This window comes from Erythrobacter sp. HI0063 (assembly GCF_001635685.1).
Taxonomy (GTDB): Bacteria; Pseudomonadota; Alphaproteobacteria; order Sphingomonadales; family Sphingomonadaceae; genus Qipengyuania.
In genome coordinates this window covers 1-19608 of the sequence record NZ_LWFF01000109.1, presented here as the reverse complement: position 1 = coordinate 19608, position 19608 = coordinate 1, and the positions used below count along the sequence as shown (strand labels likewise).

Genomic DNA, 19608 nt, shown 5'->3' with positions numbered 1-19608 from the left:
CATGATGACGAACACGCCAACCGCAGCCGGCTGACGGCTCGACGACATATGGAGGTCCGCTGAGGCGGCAGAAGGAATGATACAGACCAGGACAACGGGAAGCACGATATCTCGCCTGTGGCAGTGCAGACTGACCACGCTTGATTGCCTGTGACGATGCCCCGTAACTCCGATAGCGACATGTGCCGCGCGTACCAAAGTACCGCCTCAATGCAGAGCGATACCGGCCGCGATGAGCACGGAAGATTGCGCGGCGTATCAGACCTTGAACGCGACTTCGCAGACCTGCGCACGAGAGCGTCGAATATTTGGTCCAATAGTGCTAAAGAGAGGAAACGACGATGGCGAATACTTGCTCAAAAACGAAGCCAAATAAGATCGCGAGATAAAAGCAGCGCCGTCGGTCGGGCTGCAGGTGGTTGGTTTTGCGGGAGAATATGCGCCGTCTCTGCTGTACGCCTGCAGGCGCTTGGATCGGAATCCTTAGGCTTTTCAATGCTGAAAGCGCCGTCTTCCGATTTTCTTGTCTGTGGCTGACGACGAATTCGACATCAGGCCGGGTCGGTCGAGAGACAGCGATGCGCGCGCCTATCGCAAGGCCGGTTCGCTGGTGGGACGCGTGCTGCAGGCCTCACGCCGGTCAGGCTATACACCGCTCGGGCGAGGCCGGGCAGGTGGCGGAGCCGGTCACCTGGGGCGCGGCAAACATGCTGCGTTCAGAGGCAGCCCCCATGCTTTCCAGCGGCGGGTCATCATCAAGGCGCGCGTCGTTCGTCATGGCGGCAGCCGCTTCCGCTCTGCACCGCTCGCTCGCCACATCGCCTATCTCGAACGCGACGGCGTCACCCGTGACGGATCGGATGCCCAGATGTTCGATGCCTCGTCGGATGAGGTCGATGGCGATGCCTTCGCCGCGCGCTGCGAAGACGACCGGCATCACTTCCGCTTCATCGTGTCGCCGGAAGACGCGAGCGAGATGGCTGACCTGCGCGCTTTCACGCGCGAACTGCTTGAAGATATGGCGAGCGACCTCGACACCAGCCTCGACTGGGTAGCGGTCGATCACTGGAATACCGATAACCCGCACGTCCATGTTCTGGTCCGCGGAGTTGCCTCGGACGGCAGGGATCTGGTGATCGATCGCTCTTATATCAGCGAAGGCATGCGTGCCCGTGCCCAGGAGCGCGTCACTATCGAACTCGGGCCGCGCAGCGAGCGCGATATTCAGCTAGCGCTTCGCCGCGAGGTCGATGCCGAGCGCTGGACCTCACTCGACCGCCGGCTGCAAAAGCAACGCGACGATCTCGGCGTGGTCGATTTGTCCCCCGAAGTCGATGCGACACGCCGCAGCAACCGCGCATTCCTTATCGGCCGCGCACGAACGCTCGAACGCATGGGATTGGCCGAGCGGATCGGGGCGGCGCGCTGGACCTTGGCCGCAGATCTCGAACCGACCTTGCGCGCGCTTGGCGAGCGCGGCGACATCATCAAGACCTTGCACAAGGCGATGAGTGAACGGGGCGTACAAGTTGCCCCTGCAGCCTTCGCGCTGCATGGCGAAGACGAGAACCGCCGAGTCATCGGCAGGTTGGTCGAGCGCGGTTTCCATAACGAGCTGACAGGCGAGGCTTATGCGATCGTCGAAGGAGTGGACGGGCGTGCGCATTATCTGCGTTTTCCCGATCTGGACCAGACAAGCGATGCAGCACCCGGCGCAATCGTCGAGACAGGCGAATGGACCGACCGCAACGGGCGACGGCGCAGCAGCCTGCTGGTGCGTTCGGACCTGCCGCTCGAGCGACAGATTGACGCGCGCGGGGCGACCTGGCTCGACCGGCAGCTGCTGTCGGCACGAGCCGCGTCGCTGGGAGGCGGCTTCGGCAATGAAGTCCGGAAGGCTCTTGACGAGCGCCGTGACTGGCTCGTCGATCAAGGTCTTGCGAAGCGACATGGTAGGAGCGTGACCTTGGTGCGCAACCTGCTCGGAACGCTCCGCAAGCAGGAACTGGACGCGGCAGGTAAAGCGCTGGCTGCGCGTCATGGTCGTCTGGCAAATCCGGTAACGCAAGGTGATCACATTTCCGGCATCTACCGCGAGCGCATTTCGCTGGCGTCGGGTCGCTTCGCCATGATCGATGACGGAGTGGGTTTCCAGCTCGTGCCCTGGAGGCAAGACCTCGAGCGGCATCTTGGAAAAGAAGTCGCTGGCAAGGTCCATGTGCGAGGCGGTGTCGACTGGAACTTTGCGCGTTCGCGCGGTCCGGCGGTTTGAGGAGCACCGGCATCATAACGGAAATCTTGACAAACGCACCATATGATGCTTATAAACGCATCAGGAGATGCGATATGGTAAGTGCAGCGATTCAGCATGCCGAAGCTCCCCCGGGGCTTCAGACCTTTGCAAGCGACGGTGATCGCAGCCGCCTCACCAGCGCTGCGGTAAAGGCCGTGCTGCGCCTCATCGAGGCCTGGGGTGCGAGCAACGCTGAGGGCGCTGCGCTGCTCGGCGTGTCCGAAAGTACCTGGGACCGGATGAAAGCCGGAACCTGGGAGGGCTCGCTCGGTCAGGACCAGCTGACCCGCGCGTCGGCGCTGATCGGTCTGTTCAAGGGACTGCATCTGCTGTTCGCCAACGACATGGCCGATCGCTGGCCAAAGCTCGAAAACAGGGCCCCGTTGTTTGATCGCCGCTCGCCCATCGGGGCGATGATCGAAGGCGGCATTCCGCGCATGCTGGAGACCAGACAATATATCGACGCGCTTCGTGGCGGGCTCTGAGGAGGCAGGCGAGCCGCCGCAGATCCGCGAAGCGTTCGAGCGGACTGTCCGGCTCGTTTCCAGCGCGCGCTTGCGCGAAGCGGTCATGGCTCCACTTGCCGACAGTGATGCCGAGCTTGCGCTGCTCGCTGAAATCGAGGGGGCGACGAGTTCGCGCCTGATCGCCGAAGAGCGCGGGTTTGGCGGGCTGACAGCCGACGAACTGGTTCACGGCGTGCCGCATGCCAGGTTCATCAATGCGAGCTTTGCCTACGCCAAACCGCGCGAGCCCAATCGCTTCAACCCCGCGAACCGCGGCGCATGGTATGCCGCGCTCGATGTCGAGACCTGTATTGCCGAGGTCGGCCATCACCTGACACAGGCGCTCGCCGATGCCGGCGATTTCGATGCCGTTGTCGAATATGGCGAGATGATTGCCAGCATGGCGGGCGTCTTCATCGATTTGCGCGAGCAGCCCGGACACCCGGCCCTCGATCCGGACAAGACGAAAGGCTATCCTGTCGGCAATGCTCTAGCGGCGCAGGCACGCGCAGCCGGTCATAACGGCATTATCTATCCCTCTGTGCGCCATGCGGATGGAACTTGCATCGCGGCCCTGTGGCCCAACGTCGTGCAATCGGTCGCGCAAGGGGCGATGTACCGCCTGACCTGGTCCGGTAACCCGGACTATAGTCGGGAAGCAATCTAGCCGTACGCCGCTTTTGCTACGCCAACCTGCGATCACGCAGCTTCCGACTTGAATATGCAATGCAAAGCCGCCGTGCTGTCCTTCACGAAAGGAGCCAGCCTTGTCGGCAACCCGGATATTGTGGGGTCAGATACTCGTCGTCTTTGCTCTCACGCTCGCAGGTGTGTGGGCGGGTACTCAATGGACGGCGCACGCGCTCGGCTATCAAGCACAATTGGGCGCGCCGTGGTTCAGTGTCTCCGGAGCGCCCGTCTATCCGCCTTATGCCATCTTCTGGTGGTGGTTCAGCTACGAAGCCTATGCGCCGCGCATCTTCGAGATCGGCGGAATGATTGCCGCATCGGGCGGTCTCGTGTCGGTGGCGGTCGCGATCGGCATGTCGGTCTGGCGCGCCCGAGAGATCAGGAACAGCGCGACCTATGGCTCGGCGCGCTGGGCGACCCGTTCCGAAATATCACGCGTGGGCCTTCTGGCAGGCAAGGGCGTCATTATCGGCCAGCATGCCAATCTCTATCTTCGTCACGACGGGCCCGAACATGTGCTCTGCTTCGCACCGACGCGCAGCGGCAAAGGTGTAGGCCTTGTCGTCCCGACGCTGCTGACCTGGCCCCACTCGGCGATCGTGCATGATATCAAGGGCGAGAACTGGGAGCTGACCGCAGGCTTCCGCTCCCGGTTCAGTCGCACGCTTCTGTTTGATCCGACCAATGAGGCGTCGGCAGCCTATAACCCGCTGATGGAAGTGCGACGCGGCATCAACGAGGTGCGCGACGTGCAGAACATCGCCGATGTGCTGGTCGATCCCGAAGGCTCGCTTGAACGGCGCAACCACTGGGAGAAGACCAGCCATGCGCTGCTCGTCGGGGCCATTCTGCATGTGCTTTATGCCGAGCCTGACAAGACGCTTGCCGGGGTGGCGAACTTCCTGTCCGATCCGCGCCGATCGATCGAGGCGACACTGACCGCAATGATGCGCACGCCGCATCTGGGGGAAGACGGCGTCCATCCGGTGGTTGCGAGCGCGGCGAGAGAATTGCTCAACAAGTCGGAAAACGAACGCTCGGGCGTGCTCTCGACCGCCATGTCGTTCCTCGGGCTTTACCGCGATCCGGTCATCGCCAGCGTCACGCGGCATTGCGAATGGCGCATCGCGGACCTCGTGGCACAGGGCCGGCCGGTCACGCTCTATCTCGTCGTCCCGCCGTCAGACATCAGCCGCACCAAGCCGCTTATCCGGCTCATCCTCAATCAGCTCGGAAGACGCCTGACCGAGGACCTGCAGGAAGGTGCCGGTCGCGAGCGGCTTCTCCTTATGCTCGACGAGTTCCCGGCTTTGGGCAGGCTCGACTTCTTCGAAAGCGCGCTCGCCTTCATGGCGGGCTACGGCATCAAGGCCTTTCTGATCGCCCAGTCATTGAATCAGATCGAGAAGGCCTACGGACAGAACAATGCCATTCTCGACAATTGCCATGTGCGGGTGTGCTTCGCGACCAATGACGAGCGAACCGCAAAGCGCGTTTCGGAATCGCTCGGGACCGCCACCGAAACCCGGGCAATGCGCAATTATGCCGGGCACCGCCTCTCCCCGTGGCTCGGTCATTTGATGGTCTCGCGCTCGGAGACGGCGCGCGCTCTTCTGACCCAGGGCGAGATCATGCAGCTTCCCGATACCGACGAAATCGTGATGCTCGCAGGCGTGCATCCGATCCGTGCCAGGAAAGCGCGCTACTACCGCGATCCGCGGCTCAGCAAACGGGTGGAGTGTCCACCGACGGTTGAAAAGCCGGAGTTCGCAGCGGACGAGAGCGAATGGCACGGGAGACATGTGACCGCGCCTTCGCAATTGGAGAAATCGCCGACCGCGTCTGAAGAGTTTCAGGTCGATGATCGCCAGTCCGATGGCGGGATCCGCCAATCCCCTGAATTGCCGGAATACGAAGATGTGGCGCCGCCGCCAGTCGAGATCCCCAACGAATTTGAGTTTGCCGACCGAACGGACGACGATCAGGCAAACCGCAATCGCAGAATGGCCGAGCGGATGCAGGCCAATGCGCGGCGCGCTGCGCTCGATCCCGGCGACGGGATCGAGCTATGAGAAAGGGCAACCGTATCAAGCATACCTTCCGCCTGCCGCCAGCCCTTTCCAGGCAGCTTGCAGACTATGCGGGTCGAAAGCGCGTTTCCCAGGCTTCGGTGGTAGAGGCCGCCGTCGGCTCTTTTCTCTCTCCCGATGGATCGGAACGCATGGAAGCGGCCTTCAGCCGACGCCTTGATCGCATAGGCCGACAGATCGGCAAGCTCGACTATCATATCGAGGTCGGGAACGAGGCATTCGCGCTCTACCTCAGGCGATGGCTGGCGGTGACCCCGGCCATGCCGTTTGAAGCCAATGCCGCTGCGCGTGCCGATGCAGAAAAGCGGTTCGACTTCTTCGTCGAAGCGCTCGCGCGGCGCATGGAAACAGGCAGGCATCTCGCTGACGATCTCATTCGCGCGGCTTCAGAACCAAGGCGGGGTGAGATTGAAAATCCGGACGGAGACGGCCCAGAGCCTCCGGCGTAGCCCTGACAAAGACCTTCGATAGTCCGGCAGGAAACCCACATGAATAGAGCAGAGGAACGCTTTCTTTCATGCGCCGGCGCACCTGCAGGAATGCGAGGGTGCAACCATTCCAAGTGCTTGCTAAAGGTCCAGTAATGCGCACCGAACTAGATCATCTGCCTCCGCAAAAGCAACGCGAACTTGAGCGCGTGGTGCAGCTGATCTTCGAAGAATTCGATGATGCCTTTGCGCTGGCGAAGCACGAGTGGAAGAAGGCCGGTCGCATTCTCAAGGTCATTCTCTACGGCAGCTATGCCCGCGGCACTTGGGTCGACGAGCCGCATACGGCCAAGGGCTACCAGTCGGACTACGATTTGCTCATCATCGTCAACGACAAGCGGCTGGTCGACCGGGTCAAGTACTGGTCGAAGCTCGATGACCGGCTGATGCGCGAGTACGGCGTGACCAAATCGCTCAAGACGCCGGTCAACTTTATCGTTCATACCCTGCAGGAGGTGAACGACGGTCTCGCGCACGGACGCTATTTCTTCATGGACGTCGCGAAGGACGGTATCGCGCTTTACCAATCCGATGACACCGAGCTCCACACGCCCAAGCCCAAGACTGCCGGTGAGGCGCTGGCGATGTCGCAGGAGTATTTCGACGACTGGTATTCCGCAGCGCTAAAGCGCTACGAAATCGCGAAGTTCGATATATCACGAGAGTTTTTCAAAGATGCAGCGTTCGATTTGCACCAAGCGACCGAGCGCCTCTATCATTGCGTTCTGTTGGTCTGCACCTTCTACACCCCTCATGTGCACAATCTCGGTTTCCTCCGCACCCAAGCCGAGCGGATCGACCGTCGCCTGACCTATGTCTGGCCGCGCGACACGAAGAAGGATCGCGCCCGCTTCGAGAAGTTGAAAGAGGCCTACGTCAAGGCACGCTACTCAAAGCACTACCGCATCACCAAGGAAGAGCTCGAATGGCTCGGCGAGCAGATTGGAGAGCTCGGTCGCGTAGTGCACGAGATATGTTCGGAACGGCTCGAAAAGCTCAGAAATGAACCAGGCACTTGATCGACCCTCGCCTATTGGGTCTGATCGTATGGTACGAGATGACTGCTTTGCGCCCCCATTCGAGACCTAGCTACTCGTGTTTTTAGCTCCCAATAGCGGACATTTGTCTAAGTCTCTGGACGCAGGTGGTTGCGCCGAGATGCGCTCGCCAAGCTATGATCGCGATTTCTCGTGGAGGAGCTTGAGATTTTCGTGGCAACCCAACAGCGAAAAGTTCGGTGGATCTGCATGGAGCCTCCGGCGAATTTCGATGACTTCTACGCTCCGAGGCCGCACCTAAGCTATTTGACTAGAGATACGATCAAGTGTGAGCGTTCCAGCAGTGTTGATTGCGCGTCGCCATTGCCGCGCTGTCCAGAATGTTCCCTCTAGTTGATCCTTCTCATTATCGTAAAACAAGCAGGCTGCTGCATCGAAACTTAGATCATCTGCTTGGTTATCGGTGTCGTTTTGCTGGCAATAGAAATAGCAGAGCGAGGGCCGCTCAGTTTCCGAACGCTTGCGCGGCATGACTATATAGCTTGTCGAGTTTTTAATCGGTGTATCAGCGCGCGGATTGGTTACTGTGATCTTGATGGACCACCACGATTGTTCGATCTCGGCGACCAGTGAGACAGGCAGCAACTCGGCAAGCTCGTCCGCGTCGCAAGTTCGAGGGTCGAAACTACGTCGCCGATCGGCGGCCGCATCAAGCAACTGCATCTGACGCGACCAATTGCTGCGAAGCGTCATAGCCCACTTGCCGTTGAGATCCGGGAACACGAGGTGTCCAAGGTCGGGCAACCAGCCAACCCTTTTACTCACCGCCCAAACCCATCGCCAGATCGGATTCCATGTAAGGGCAACACAGGTTGCCCAAACGATGCTTGGTATTGCCAGCCTTCGAATTTCGATATCGAATGCAGAAGTAGCGAGTTCTATCGCCAGGAAAACGCCCACGGCCAGGAGTGCCGCAGCGTAGATCAGCGCTTTTACCGGGAAAATTCTGTACATTGTTTGTTCGCCTCTTGATTTCGCTGTAACCTGCCGCATCTGTGTAGGAAAGGCCCGAATGAATTAGGAGTGCCGCCATGACTTTAGCGAACGCGCATGCCCTGTTTGTCGGGCTTCAAAAGAACCCGAGTTATCTTGCAAGCCTCGAAATCGAAGATAACGACCGGCAGCGGCTCTTAAATGCCCGTCAAACCATCCGCACAGCCCTTCGCAATGCAACGCATCGCCTCGAATCAGACAAAAGTTTTTGGCGGCGTGATTATTTGATCGAGACCGCCAATCGCATTCAGGACGATGTGAAGGTCAAGTTCATGACGCAAGGCAGCTTCGCGTATAAGACGCTAAATGCTCCAGCGCAGCCGGCTTTGCAGGAGATCGATCTTGACGATGGCATGTACGTTCCGGTCCGTTTTCTGAGGGATAATCATCCCGCGCTGGCGGCCGGCGCCCTGTTTACCTTCGTTGAAGATGTGCTTCGCCCGGTTTGCCAGGCTAACGGCTGGTCGCTCGACTCCAGCAAGGGCACGTGCGTGCGGGTCAGGCTCTGGAGAGGCGCGCATATCGACATCCCGATCTATTCCGTTCCAGAGGAGCGCTTCAGAGTCATGAAGGCAGCCATTGAGGAAGCCGCCTTCAGCGCGCGCAACCTAACTTTTGACAGCGTTCCTGCGATTCCGAGCGACCGCGTGATGCTGGCCCAGCGCAGCGGAGAATGGGTTCAATCGGATCCCAAACAGCTGCACGACTGGGTTGAAAACCGAGTTGATCGCCACGGCCCGGCATTCCGTCGAATGAGCCGCTTCTTTAAGGGTTGGCGCGATCATGTCTGGGCCAACAGCCCGCTATCCTCAATCTGCCTAATGTGTGCGATCGATGCGGCTCTGCTGGAACTCGGTCAGAGCGCAGATAACCGCGATGATAAAACTATACTCGATGTCGCGCGACTTCTTCCGCGAATTTTTTCAGGCGAAATCAAAAATCCGGTGGTGAAGGCGAGCTGTTTGAACAGCTGGAGCGAGGAGGAGCGCGGAGACATTCTGGCGGAAACGCAAGCCCTTGCTGCGACAATGGAGGCTGCGCTCGAGCGTACTGGCGACGCCGACCGGGTTATCGAGCATCTGCGCGATGCATTCGGACGACGCATCCCCTACAGGCCAGATATCATCGCGATTGAGAGTGGCACTGCTGCGGCTGTACGTGCCGCTCCTGCGGCGACCGTGGCCACACCGCACATTACTAGTTCCGATTCCGGATGATGTCGCAAGCCGATCGGTGGCGCGCAATTGCAGCTACGCTTGCGAATAGAGGCTTCACCGAACAGCAAGGCGCATCGCCAGAGTTTCGCGGATCGATAAACGTCCATGGCCGTGCGATCGATATTGAACTGGTCGTTCCAGATTCAAAGTTTGTGGAGCTACCCATTGTTCGGCTTGTCGATCGCAAGCAACTCCCCACTGGCGTATTCGGACATCTAAGCCGTGACGACATCGAAGGCTCTGTGGTTTGCTTTGCCCCAGCAACAGGCCTGCCACTCGACTTTCACGATCCAGGCGGATCCGTTTTGCGCGTGCTCAGACAGACCGAACTTTCGCTGGAGAAGAGTTTTGCCGGGCAAGGCGGCGCCGAAGTGGCGACCGAGTACCAAGAATATTGGATAACGAAGGAGCCGCATTTCCGAGTTCTCGTGAGCTGGGATGGGACATCTGAGCGACAACCCGGCTTGCAATATGCGGTCTTCAAGCCTGCAACAGGAAGTCCGTTTTTCGCGATCGCTGATACAATCAGTCTACATGACCACGAGGCCACGCGATTGTCTGGGGCCGTTGTATTCCATTTCGATGCCGAGTTGGGGCCGACCGCTGATCGAGTGGTACCGAACAGCTTCTTGTCTCTTGAGCAATGGTTTCGTGGGCAAACGGCTGTGGTTGCTGATCGCTGGAGCGAATGTGAGAGAGCGCTTCTGTCAGGGAAATTCGTATGCCTCGCAGCAAACAACTGCACTCTCGGCGTCACAGTTGAACTGCCGGCTAACATTGCAGTGGCGGTACGTGCAAAGAAACTGCGATCTTCGAAATTGCAACCACTTTTAGCCAAGCAGAAGACTAAACTCGATATCAAGCGCTCCGGTGGTTATTGGACGGGATTGGCTGAGATCGCTCAACGTAATTTGCACGGGATCAAAACATTGGACGGGAAGGCCATCGCTCTTGTAGGTTGCGGCACGCTTGGAAGCCATCTTGCCAAATTCCTTATCCAGAGTGGCGCGGGCGCCAGTGCACCCCTGACGCTGATTGATGGTCAGTTGCTTTCTGCCGGCAATATAGGACGTCATTATCTCGGTCATTCGCGGATAGGAGAAGCGAAGGCGAGCGCACTGGCTGAGGAGCTAAAGTCTTTTCACCCCCAATGCGATATCCGGGCCACGGTTGGCGATGCGCTAGCTCAAAAGACGGTGCTGGCTGACGTCAATCTACTCGTCGACGCGACAGGTGATTGGAACACGCAATATGCGCTGAATGAACTTTTTTATGAGGACGGCATATGGACTGATGCCATTCTGCATTGCTGGATAAGCGGTAACGGCGCAGCTGTTCAGGCTTTTCTGAATGTCCGCGGCGATGAGTGCTGCTTTCGCTGTCTGAGGCCGTCTATGGACGCAGGGCCGCGTTTCCCAGCTCTCAAACCGGGGGTCGAAGCCAATATGGCCCCTGCGACCTGCGGAGATGGGAACTATATTCCTTACTCCGTTGCTGCGCCTGCCACCGCTGCCGGATTAGCTTGCGACATGGCGATAGGTTGGGCCAACGATAAGCCGGGGGCGCGGCTTCGCACGATCGTACTCGACCACGAGCGCGGCATCGTGCGTAAACCAACGTCACCTTCAGCTCACAAATCGTGCCCATCATGCCTGGCGAGGGATAGGTCGTGATCGAGGGCATTCTTGTCGATCATGCAGCGGCAGAGAACATGCTAAAATGTACGCAGCAGCATCGCCCTTTAGAAGCTGGTGGATTGGTACTAGGGCTGCGCAAGGGTCTTTACCTTCATGTGACTGAGATCACCCGACCATTGCCATGGGATCGACAAAGTTCGACGCGCTTCCAGCGCTCGCCTAAGGGACACAGAATAGCTGCACTAAGGCGGTGGCGTAAATCCGGCGGAAAGATGGACTGGATTGGCGAATGGCACAGTCATCCTGGATTTTCTCTTTCGCCTTCATCCATCGATATACGCAATTGGCACGACATCGTTAGACAGCGCAAAGCAGAGATGATTTTCCCTATCTGCGACGGTCGAGAAACCGCCTTTTACCTTCAGTGTTGGGGTGATCGAGGTAAGTTCTTGCTCCGGCAATTCGAGAAAGATGCGGTTGGCACTTTCTACCTCACCCCCGCTGCTATCAAGCGTCGTCTGCGCGAAACAGGGAATGAGGCTTATGGTCCAACCGTTGAGTTGCCCTAACCTAACAGGCGAGCGCAAATACACTTTGCCCAGCTTCTGCGAACATCCGATTTGTGCGCGAGCAACAATAGGGCAAGCTGCGAGCCGCTATTGAAACCAAACGACCACAACAACCCGAGATCCTGAGCCTAACATTAATAACTCCCGTACGAACGGAACTGCGCAGCGACGAAAGATGCATCTCTTTTCTAAGGGTTAGAGCTGGCAACAGGATCTGGGACGAAACGGCAGCATTCCGTGTCAGGCTTGCCAATAGAAGCCAGTCCGCTACCGGTCCGATCCCAGACCTCGAGAGAGGTATGTTTGGAGCTAATGCGGGCCGGGACGCGAGCCTCGAAGCCAAGCGCTTCCGAATTTTGATTTAAACGCCAATAAGTTGGGCAAACATCCCGATAGCTTTTTTGGGACACAAAGCTGGCTTCGCAATTATTCCAACGACCGTGGCGGATGGCCGCGTTGCGCGCCAATGGACACTGTCTTACAGGCCTATCATCGCCGTCCCGAAACGAACGTTCGCTGTTTGCCGCCCGGACGTGGGTTGTCGAACGATCAGGGAAGCTGATTCAGCAAACAAGCCGTTGCTATACTGCAGATGCCGCTGTTCGAGCGAGTTGGCTTAATTGAGGCGCGCTCGCAGGTGCACCGCTCCGTTCGCCGATCTCGCTGCCGGTTAGCAGGTGGCGAGCAGGAACGAGAAAGCGACACGGCTTGCCAGATTGGCATTTCTTTTGCAGCCAACGAGTGCGGAGCGGGCGGCGGATCAGCAGACTGCATCTGTTTGCGATCAAGCACTGGCGCTTTGGCCGTGCGAAGTGATTTGCGAATTTTTCGGATGCGTGAAAGTGGACGCCGACCCGACGAGCGCCCCGAAGCAATCTCCGCATTATATCCTTAATTCATCGTACAACATCGTGGAGCGGCGGAGTCCGGAACTTCGGAACCCGCATTGAGCCAGCTGGTTAAGTCTCATGCCTTTAGAATAGGATGCTGCTCATGAAGAATGCCATTGGCCTAGCTGTTACCGCCCTGGCCTTTTGCGCCGCGGGTGCCGCTTTCGCAAGCGAGGACGGTGGGCCTCCTCCGATGCTGCCGGAGGAAGTCATTGCTATTGAAGCGCAGTCCTACGCTGCTACTTACGGCGTGAGCGAGGACGAGGCGCTTCGCCGGCTCGCCCTGATGCACGATGCGTTTGACTCGATAGAAGATGTTCGGGCGTCTGCTGGCGAAGATCTTGGTGGCATCTATTTCGACAACGGTGCTGACTTCGCTTTGGTCGTCAACACCACGAAGAAGGGCAAGCCGATACCGGCGGCAATCCGATCGAAAGGGCGCCAGTTCGCAAATGAGCCACCCAGTGAGCGTGGCCGCAAGCTCGGGCTGACCAAGCAGAAACTGGACAAGGTGCGCAGCATCGCCGGCAGGCCCCAAAGTGGAAAGGTGAAGCAGGTCAACTCCGCCCGCATGGCCAAGACCGAGGTCAACCAAGTGCGTGAACGCAATTCAACGCGCAATGCCCAGATTCCGGGATACAACGGCTCGCGCTACGACGACCGAACCGGCGAAATGGTGATTTACCTGGCCGACGAAGCGCGGCGGAGTGAGGCAGAGGTGCGCGTAGAAGAGCTGTACCCGAACGTGCCCTTTCGTATAGAAATCGAAATAGCGGTCAACGTTCAGACCCATACGCGCGGCGGATCGACTCTATCGCGCCAGTCGACGGGCCAGCGGTGCACCACTGGTTTCGTGGTCCGCGATCGATCGACCAATAGGGTCGGCGTGGTCACGGCAGGCCATTGCGAGGACGCGACACGCAACTATTCAGGCGTGGACGGGTCCAGCTATCCAATGAGCCGCGGGCAGTGGAACATGACCGCGAGTTATGATCTGGCGTTCTTCTGGACCGCGCATGAGGCACCGGGCGAATTCTACGCTATGAGTGGAACCACACCACGGTCGCTCGAGGGCTGGCGGTCGGTTTCCGAAACTTCAGAAACTAGCTGGTACAATACCGGCAGCTATCTGTGTCACTACGGCGTCGCATCCGGCACCCAAAGCTGTGGAGAGGTCATTGACAAAACAGCCGAGCCGGTTGTCATGGAGCGCACTGCGAGTGGACAATTAATCAACCGCGGCTGCGGTCGTCCTGGCGCAAGCTACGTGGCCTGCGGTCCAAACTTTGTTCAGGTTGAAAAGGTGGCGAAGCCTGGTCAAGTCGCGCTGCAATGCGTTCCTGGCGATAGCGGCGGGCCGTGGTTCGCCTATGGCAACGCCTATGGAATAGCTAAATCCTGTTCTTATACCAACGCAAGCGATCCGAGCACTGTCAAGTACGCATATTACACGCCGATCATTCGCATCAACGATCTCGACTTAACCCTTTGGTATGGCGGTACGATTGTGGACGGTTATGCGCGCTAAGCATCTTGGGTTGGTATTCGGTGGGCTTCTGCTATCTGGCTGCGGACAGGTAGACGGAAGGTCTAGTGACCCGCCTACGGCTCTCGAACCGTCAGGGCCAGCATCCCGTGGCACGCAATGGCCGGTGATCGCCGCCTATCGCGCTCCGCCACAGCGGGATGAAACGGTCACCGTAACAACCGAAGGCATTGTTGGTAATCTAGCCATTACCGGTCCCTGCGTGGTGCTCCAAGTTCCTGACGGAATGCGCTACGTCCTCGTCTTCCCTGAAGGCAGCGCCGCACGGACTGGTCCAAACAAAATTAGTTTCAATGGCACCATACTGCGCGACGGAGAGGAATTGTCGACCGGAACAAACGTTGTCACGCTAGCGGACTGGGAGGCGGGAAAGCGACCCGAATTGGTCGCACCTCCCGCCACCGAATGCGAAGGTGACGCGTACCTACTGATCTGATGGCTCAACCGGCGTCGGCGCTTTCTGGCATCTGTTCGGGAGGCTCATCGGCGCCCTCCAGACCGCGAAAGCGCCAGGTACTTCAGCGCATGCAGCTTTCAACAGAATGATCACAGACTGCCTTTGAAGACATGCGGTTGGCTCCGTGCGGCATAGCAACGGGGGCGGCGTCATTTCCTAATCCTACTGAGACTCCGCTTAAACGATCAGGAGCTCGGAGCGCTAGTCGCTAGCTTCTAGGCTCTAGCCGACCTATGAAATTACACTCACCCCGAGCTTCTCGATTTCGTATCCGCCGCCCTTCCTTCGCAAGCGGTATGAGCCGTGTTCCGCACCGAGGTTGCCATAGGTCGCGCCACCCGAACCGGCGCAGAAACCGCGATTGCCTGAGCAATCGATCCGGGCATCGATATACATCGCACTTTCGCCGTTTGCCGTCAGGACCACGCCGGGACCGCTCCATGAGCAGTCCGCCTGAGGATAAAGCGGGCCGAAACGATGCGATAGCCTCGCAAGCAAGTCTCGATCTGCTCCGCGCAGGCAGATATGGCTGCGCATATCGCCTTCGCGACCCTCGTAGGTTTCGAGAACATATGTAAACATCGCTTCGCGCGGGTCGGCGACGTTCCTGATCATTCTTCGCGGCCACCGCTGCCCGCCCCAGTGCTCGTCGAAAGCCTGCGACAGAAGCGTATCTTGCGCCGATGGAGCGGGAGGCGGGGGCGGCGGAGGATCGGGGATACCGTCTGGCTTCGACGGATCAAATTTCGCAATGTCATGAAGCTGGACGGCGGGTCCTTCGCAATCGGCAGGCACCTCGCCATCGGCCAGACCCGCCAAATCCGCATCGGGCGGATAGAAACCGCCTCCACCACGGACCATCTCCCCCTCGCGGATTCGCAACCCCGAGGTATAGTTGTTTACCAGCCAGTCGGTCTCGTCGAGCCGCGCGACCCGCACATTTTCGTCGCCCCAGAGTATTAAAGCACGCTGTCCTGGCGCATGCTCAAGATAGAGACACGATCCGGCTCGAATGATCCTGCCGATATACGCGCCTCCATCGCAAGGTCCGACCGGGCATGTAGAATGGCTGGCAGCGACGACGCCGTCTCGCCGCGCTCGGTCTCGATCTCGGTCTCGGGCGGTGCCAGGCAGCCGGAAAGTGTCACGGCAAGGACAGAGCAGAAGATCCTTTTCGTCATGCAGATCCAACTGTTTCTCCGTGCGGCCCGTTCCGCCTAGAATTGCCATTACGAAGTTGTTGCACGGCGCTCGGCATTCAAAATCCCCAGAAGCGATTGCAGTCGATCGGTTCGAGATCGGGGTCGCGAAGCCGCCGGTCAGCCTCGCGCCGCGCTTGCCGCACCGCACAGGAATTAGCCCTCTCGATTACTTGTGCAGGGCGGTCGCCACTGCGTTCGCCATAACGGCGCAGTGCCGGGTTGAAGCGTTCGGGCCAAGCGAACGGGTTGGTGACCGTCGTTATGCTGACGACCGTGTGATCGCCGCAAGCTGCCGCCAGTTCCGGCCAGGCTTCGGAAGCTTCGCTGAACCATCCCGTTTCTGCCGAAAGACCGACCCGAACGGTTCCCATCCTGTCTGGCTCGTATTGGGAACCGAAGGCCAGATAGCCCTCTTCGTCGATGGTCAGCGCAGTTCCGTAGGGAAAATGCACCAATGGATCGTCTTCGCCCTGGCGGTCGAGAAAGAAGCAGCCATCGCGCAGCACAATTGTGTGCTGGCTGCCGAGATGGAGAACGTCGCCTGCCGGTTTCTCCGCCTGCGGAAATGCGCGGATGTAATAGGCAAGTTCGGGCGGCACCGCAGACTTGGACAGCTTCGGCTCGTCTGTCACCGGCTGGGGCGGCCATTCCTTGTCGAGATAGGAGAATGGCGGCGACAAAGGCGCTTCCTGTATCGTAAGTCGTCCGCTCGGTTCCTGGGAAGCTCCGGATGGGATCGGTGCCGGCTCAACGCAAGCCGCGGTAGCATTGCCCGCCTCCATTACGATGCGCCCGTTTTCGTCGAATGCGCATAACTGCGGCGCTTCCTCCCGCTCAGAGCAAGCGGAGAACGCTGTGAGAAGCAGAGCTGCAATTGCTGGCCGCGTCATCGCGCCGCATTGCCTTTCAGCACATGTCCACCGCCAGCGATAATGAGCTCTCCGTTAGGCCCCACCAAATAACGTGGATCGGAGCGCATGAGATCAGCGAAGGCGTCGTCGAGAACGACGTATTCATCGGAGCAATTCTGCTCGGTGCTGGCGATTTCGTCTTTGACCAGCAAACGGTCTGCCCGGGTATCGAAAATGCCGAACAACGTGGCGCAGGAAGCTAGCCCCTGCCAGCTATCTTGCGAGAAGCGCAGATGCCTGTCGGTGGGACTCGAGCTTACCGTCTCCCCATCGATACTTCTGATCGTCCAGCGCGTGCCCTCCAGCTGCTGCGAGATAGGACCGGCGACAGGGATGCGCATGGGATCGGGTGATAGTTCTGAACCATTAGGCCGGCCCGTTCGCGCCAGCGTGAGCCGATGACCGGAGGAACGAATTTCCAGCTGACCGTTCTCGTAATGAACTTGCGGATTGCCGAGGAACAGTTCCGAGATGGCTTGCTCCTGCTCGTTCAGCCTGCCGGTGCAGCCCATCGCATCACCGCCCCAGCTATGCACCGCGATGCGGCCTTCGGAAAGAAGAGCCAGCCCGCCGAATGCATTGCAGCCGATCGAACCGCCGATCGCATCGCTCGAGATCGCGATGAAGGGTTTTTCTGCCCTGACTGGCAAAGCCTCGCCATTAAGACTGACCACCCGCCAGCGGCCTGCAACGTCCTCCAGTGATCGGAGATGATGATCGCTATCATCGTCAACGTCAGCGCTCTTGGTCTGATCGGTCGCGGGGGCGCAGGTGCACAGGCTTGCCGCGAGCAGGAGTATCCAGGCTCTCATCGCAGCATCGCACGCATGATCACCTCACCGTCCGGCAACGGCACGGTGTATTTCGGATCTTCGGGACATGCGCTGGTGCAGATGATGCTTGGAAAATTATTCTCCTCTATCCAGCGAACGGCATCGGCCACAGCGGGTTCGGTGACAGGTGAGCCGTTCGGTAGAGTGCCTGGGCAGGCGACGGCGCTAGCTACCCAGGAAGTTTTCCCGCCCATGTTTATTCGGCGGATGGGTGTGCAACCGTCGAAATAGGCTGCCGTTTCACCGCTGCCACGCCGCCCGCCGAAATCGTATTCTATCCAGAGGCGGGTCGGATCCGACAATTCCCGGTCGCCAATCCGGGTGATAAAGAAGCGACGAACCGTCGGGTTGCCGAAATTGTCCGCCGGGCGCAGGGGCGCGATAGTTCTCATCCGCTCCTCCACGGATCGTGCCAGCTCCCGCGCGGCATCGACGCTCGTTCCCGCGAAGCTTGCCGCCCCCAGCACGTTTGCGCCATCGGCCGCCTCGACCAGCTTATCTTCCACGATCCGCATCAAAGGCAGCGTCATCTGCACTACCCGCGTGTCAGAGGAAGGAGGGATGCCTTCGAACAGACGACCGGCGATATAGCCGGTCCTGCTCGCCAACAGCAGCACCTCTGTTCCAAGTGCGGGCGTGATCAGTGGGGAGCGGCTCTTGTCCTCCAGTGGCGGCATGCGCACGATCAGCAGGTCTCCCGTCCGCTGGCCGCCGCGCCAGCCTTCGCGCACCCGATAGAGGTAATCGAGCGACAGGCCGTCGCCGCGATCGACGGGACGAATGCCTTCCAGCACCGCAAGCGCGATGATCGGCGCGGAGGCCAGATGCTGGCGCAAGCCTTCCGGCGGATCGGGCGGGGATGCCAATAGCCCCGCCTCGACAGCCCGCGCGTGTTGCCATGCCGTCAGCCCCGAAAAGGCCAAGCGCCGCGGATCGGCGGGCGTCTCGACATCGGCCGATCCTTCGCCGCCCAATCCGACTGCACGCACAGCGAACGCGCTGCGCTTCTCACCCTCAAGCTTGGCGGCTGCCTCGGCCAGCTCCCGCGCCCACTGATCGGGCGCGAAGGCTTCAACATTACGCGCCAGTTCGGGAAACCGTGCCGCGGGCACTAGCGTCGCGCGCTGGCCAGGGATTCGCAGCGTCATGCGCGTTTCGATTGGCTCGGCGAGATAGGATGCCGCTGTGCCGAGTTTCGCGAGGCGGTCACCCAAGGTGCGAACGCGGCACCGTTCACCGAAACGAATGTACGAACCTCCGACCCGAACCTCCCAGTCGCGCTCGCCGAACCAGGCATTCGTGGCAACCGAGCAGTCAGGCCCGTCCACGCGATATTCAGCCCCGAACGTCACGCGGGTCAACTCGTCGCCGCGATAGGGGCGTCCGCGCATATTAGCGAGCAACCATTCGCCGCGGATGAAGCTATCACTAGGATAGGTTCCGGCAACATCGACTTTGGCGAACAGCCATGCCTCGCCGCCCCGTTCGACCCGCAATGTCTCGCTATCCGGCATCGTGATCGACACGTCTGCTCCATCGAAAGGTGCCAGAGGAGTAAGGGATCGGCAAGTTTGGGGGAGCCCGCCAAAACCATATTCGATTGTGAAGCGATTCTCGCCAAGATCGCGCAGCTGTCCCTGCGAGACGTTGCATCCGCTGCCCCAAGAAAACATCGGGCTCCAGATCGTCTGGCGATACTGTTGCGATACACCCGGCCACGAGACTGGGTGCCACTCGCCGTAGAGCTCCCTTACTGCGTCGGTCATCGGCGCGAGATAGGCAGTGGGCGGAGGCGGGAGGGGCGAAGCCGGTCCACCGGTCGGCTCTTCGCTGGTCGTGCAACCAGCCAGCAGCCCGAGGAGCAGCACTGAGGAGCTGGCACAGTTATTTCGCATCGAGATATTCCTGGCAAACGTCCTCCGCGCCCGGCGGCAGCGTTGCGGGTGGCGGCGGCGGAGCAGGGGGGCGCGCATCCTCGGGCTCTCGCCGGGGGGCATTGGGCGCGGGAAGATTGACCGGTTTGTATCCGGGCGGCGGCACCCATTGTTTTGGAGGTTGGGGAAACAGCAATCGGCATTCCTGTTCGGCGCTCCGCATCGATACGCTGGCGAGCGTTTGCAGGACCGTGTCGCAGTTTTTCTCGCTGTCGCAGGTACCCCAAAAGACGGGCTCCTCTTCTTCATGCCAGATTGCCACGGCGGCGCTGCCCGCTCCGCCATAATGGTTCG

Annotated in this window: 17 protein-coding genes and 1 pseudogene; 12 read left to right on the top strand and 6 right to left on the bottom strand. The window is 59.5% G+C overall.

Annotation, left to right across the window (positions count from 1 at the left end; translation table 11 throughout):
- Positions 1-523 precede the first annotated feature (523 nt).
- From A3736_RS04815 to A3736_RS04790, 6 genes are all read left to right on the top strand, one after another.
- Complete coding sequence (locus A3736_RS04815; RefSeq protein WP_067679899.1) at positions 524-2272, top strand: DUF3363 domain-containing protein; 1749 nt, start codon at positions 524-526, stop codon at positions 2270-2272.
- Positions 2273-2346: 74 nt separating this feature from the next.
- Positions 2347-2778 (top strand): antitoxin Xre-like helix-turn-helix domain-containing protein, encoded by a 432-nt coding sequence (locus A3736_RS04810; protein WP_067679896.1) that lies wholly within the window; start codon positions 2347-2349, stop codon positions 2776-2778.
- Entirely contained in the window at positions 2765-3466 is a 702-nt protein-coding gene (locus A3736_RS04805) for an RES family NAD+ phosphorylase (RefSeq protein WP_054527877.1), read from the top strand. The genes A3736_RS04810 and A3736_RS04805 overlap by 14 nt, the downstream gene beginning before the upstream one ends.
- A gap of 100 nt (positions 3467-3566) precedes the next feature.
- Positions 3567-5561 (top strand): conjugal transfer protein TraG, encoded by a 1995-nt coding sequence (locus A3736_RS04800; protein WP_067679894.1) that lies wholly within the window; start codon positions 3567-3569, stop codon positions 5559-5561.
- Positions 5558-6028, top strand: coding sequence for a CopG family transcriptional regulator (locus A3736_RS04795; protein ID WP_067679891.1), 471 nt, complete (start codon positions 5558-5560; stop codon positions 6026-6028). The genes A3736_RS04800 and A3736_RS04795 overlap by 4 nt, the downstream gene beginning before the upstream one ends.
- Positions 6029-6162: 134 nt before the next feature.
- Complete coding sequence (locus A3736_RS04790; protein WP_067679889.1) at positions 6163-7086, top strand: HEPN domain-containing protein; 924 nt, start codon at positions 6163-6165, stop codon at positions 7084-7086.
- Positions 7087-7362: 276 nt separating this feature from the next.
- Here A3736_RS04790 and A3736_RS04785 read toward each other — a convergent pair whose 3' ends face one another.
- Positions 7363-8079 carry a hypothetical protein gene (locus A3736_RS04785; protein WP_067679887.1) on the bottom strand — a complete coding sequence of 239 codons (717 nt, stop codon included), beginning with the start codon at positions 8077-8079 and terminating at the stop codon, positions 7363-7365.
- A gap of 77 nt (positions 8080-8156) precedes the next feature.
- Here A3736_RS04785 and A3736_RS04780 point away from each other — a divergent pair, with 77 nt between their 5' ends.
- The 5 genes from A3736_RS04780 to A3736_RS16975 all read left to right on the top strand — a co-directional run bounded on the left by A3736_RS04780 (position 8157) and on the right by A3736_RS16975 (position 14413).
- The gene (locus A3736_RS04780; protein WP_067679884.1) at positions 8157-9335 is read left to right on the top strand and encodes a cyclic GMP-AMP synthase DncV-like nucleotidyltransferase; all 1179 of its coding nucleotides are present in this window, start codon (positions 8157-8159) and stop codon (positions 9333-9335) included.
- Complete coding sequence (locus tag A3736_RS16625) at positions 9332-11008, top strand: E2/UBC family protein (protein ID WP_082851316.1); 1677 nt, start codon at positions 9332-9334, stop codon at positions 11006-11008. Before A3736_RS04780 ends, A3736_RS16625 begins: the two co-directional genes overlap by 4 nt.
- A complete protein-coding gene (locus tag A3736_RS16620; RefSeq protein WP_082851315.1) occupies positions 11005-11541 on the top strand; it encodes a Mov34/MPN/PAD-1 family protein in 537 nt (178 codons plus the stop codon). Before A3736_RS16625 ends, A3736_RS16620 begins: the two co-directional genes overlap by 4 nt.
- Before the next feature lie 993 nt (positions 11542-12534).
- Positions 12535-13959, top strand: a complete 1425-nt coding sequence (locus A3736_RS04765) for a hypothetical protein (protein ID WP_156501979.1) — start codon at positions 12535-12537, stop codon at positions 13957-13959.
- 124 nt (positions 13960-14083) lie between these two features.
- On the top strand, positions 14084-14413 hold the full coding sequence (locus A3736_RS16975; RefSeq protein WP_156501978.1) for a hypothetical protein: 330 nt from the start codon (positions 14084-14086) through the stop codon (positions 14411-14413).
- A gap of 252 nt (positions 14414-14665) precedes the next feature.
- Here the strand turns inward: A3736_RS16975 and A3736_RS04760 are convergent, their stop codons facing one another.
- On the bottom strand, positions 14666-15373 hold the full coding sequence (locus A3736_RS04760; protein WP_067679872.1) for a hypothetical protein: 708 nt from the start codon (positions 15371-15373) through the stop codon (positions 14666-14668).
- A gap of 126 nt (positions 15374-15499) precedes the next feature.
- Between A3736_RS04760 and A3736_RS17825 the strand changes: the two genes are divergently transcribed.
- Positions 15500-15655, top strand: coding sequence for a hypothetical protein (locus A3736_RS17825; protein WP_156501977.1), 156 nt, complete (start codon positions 15500-15502; stop codon positions 15653-15655).
- A gap of 37 nt (positions 15656-15692) precedes the next feature.
- On the opposite strand, the gene A3736_RS04750 is transcribed toward A3736_RS17825, so the two are convergent.
- The 4 genes and pseudogenes from A3736_RS04750 to A3736_RS17390 form a co-directional block, all read right to left on the bottom strand.
- Complete coding sequence (locus A3736_RS04750; protein WP_067679866.1) at positions 15693-16316, bottom strand: hypothetical protein; 624 nt, start codon at positions 16314-16316, stop codon at positions 15693-15695.
- Positions 16317-16522: 206 nt separating this feature from the next.
- Positions 16523-17359 carry an META domain-containing protein gene (locus tag A3736_RS04745; RefSeq protein ID WP_067679860.1) on the bottom strand — a complete coding sequence of 279 codons (837 nt, stop codon included), beginning with the start codon at positions 17357-17359 and terminating at the stop codon, positions 16523-16525.
- Positions 17356-19275, bottom strand: coding sequence for a hypothetical protein (locus A3736_RS04740; RefSeq protein WP_156501976.1), 1920 nt, complete (start codon positions 19273-19275; stop codon positions 17356-17358). The genes A3736_RS04745 and A3736_RS04740 overlap by 4 nt, the downstream gene beginning before the upstream one ends.
- Positions 19265-19608 (bottom strand): annotated as a pseudogene (locus tag A3736_RS17390) (hypothetical protein); the annotation flags it as partial. The gene A3736_RS04740 and the pseudogene A3736_RS17390, both read right to left, overlap by 11 nt.

Bases quoted from the DNA above. Each gene is read 5' to 3' on its own strand.
- A3736_RS04810 (WP_067679896.1), top strand. From the start codon at position 2,347: ATGGTAAGTGCAGCGATTCAGCATGCCGAAGCTCCCCCGGGGCTTCAG.
- A3736_RS04795 (WP_067679891.1), top strand. From the start codon at position 5,558: ATGAGAAAGGGCAACCGTATCAAGCATACCTTCCGCCTGCCGCCAGCC.
- A3736_RS04790 (WP_067679889.1), top strand. From the start codon at position 6,163: ATGCGCACCGAACTAGATCATCTGCCTCCGCAAAAGCAACGCGAACTT.
- A3736_RS04785 (WP_067679887.1), bottom strand. From the start codon at position 8,079: ATGTACAGAATTTTCCCGGTAAAAGCGCTGATCTACGCTGCGGCACTC.
- A3736_RS04780 (WP_067679884.1), top strand. From the start codon at position 8,157: ATGACTTTAGCGAACGCGCATGCCCTGTTTGTCGGGCTTCAAAAGAAC.
- A3736_RS16625 (WP_082851316.1), top strand. From the start codon at position 9,332: ATGATGTCGCAAGCCGATCGGTGGCGCGCAATTGCAGCTACGCTTGCG.
- A3736_RS04765 (WP_156501979.1), top strand. From the start codon at position 12,535: ATGAAGAATGCCATTGGCCTAGCTGTTACCGCCCTGGCCTTTTGCGCC.
- A3736_RS17825 (WP_156501977.1), top strand. From the start codon at position 15,500: ATGGCTGGCAGCGACGACGCCGTCTCGCCGCGCTCGGTCTCGATCTCG.
- A3736_RS04745 (WP_067679860.1), bottom strand. From the start codon at position 17,359: ATGAGAGCCTGGATACTCCTGCTCGCGGCAAGCCTGTGCACCTGCGCC.
- A3736_RS04740 (WP_156501976.1), bottom strand. From the start codon at position 19,275: ATGCGAAATAACTGTGCCAGCTCCTCAGTGCTGCTCCTCGGGCTGCTG.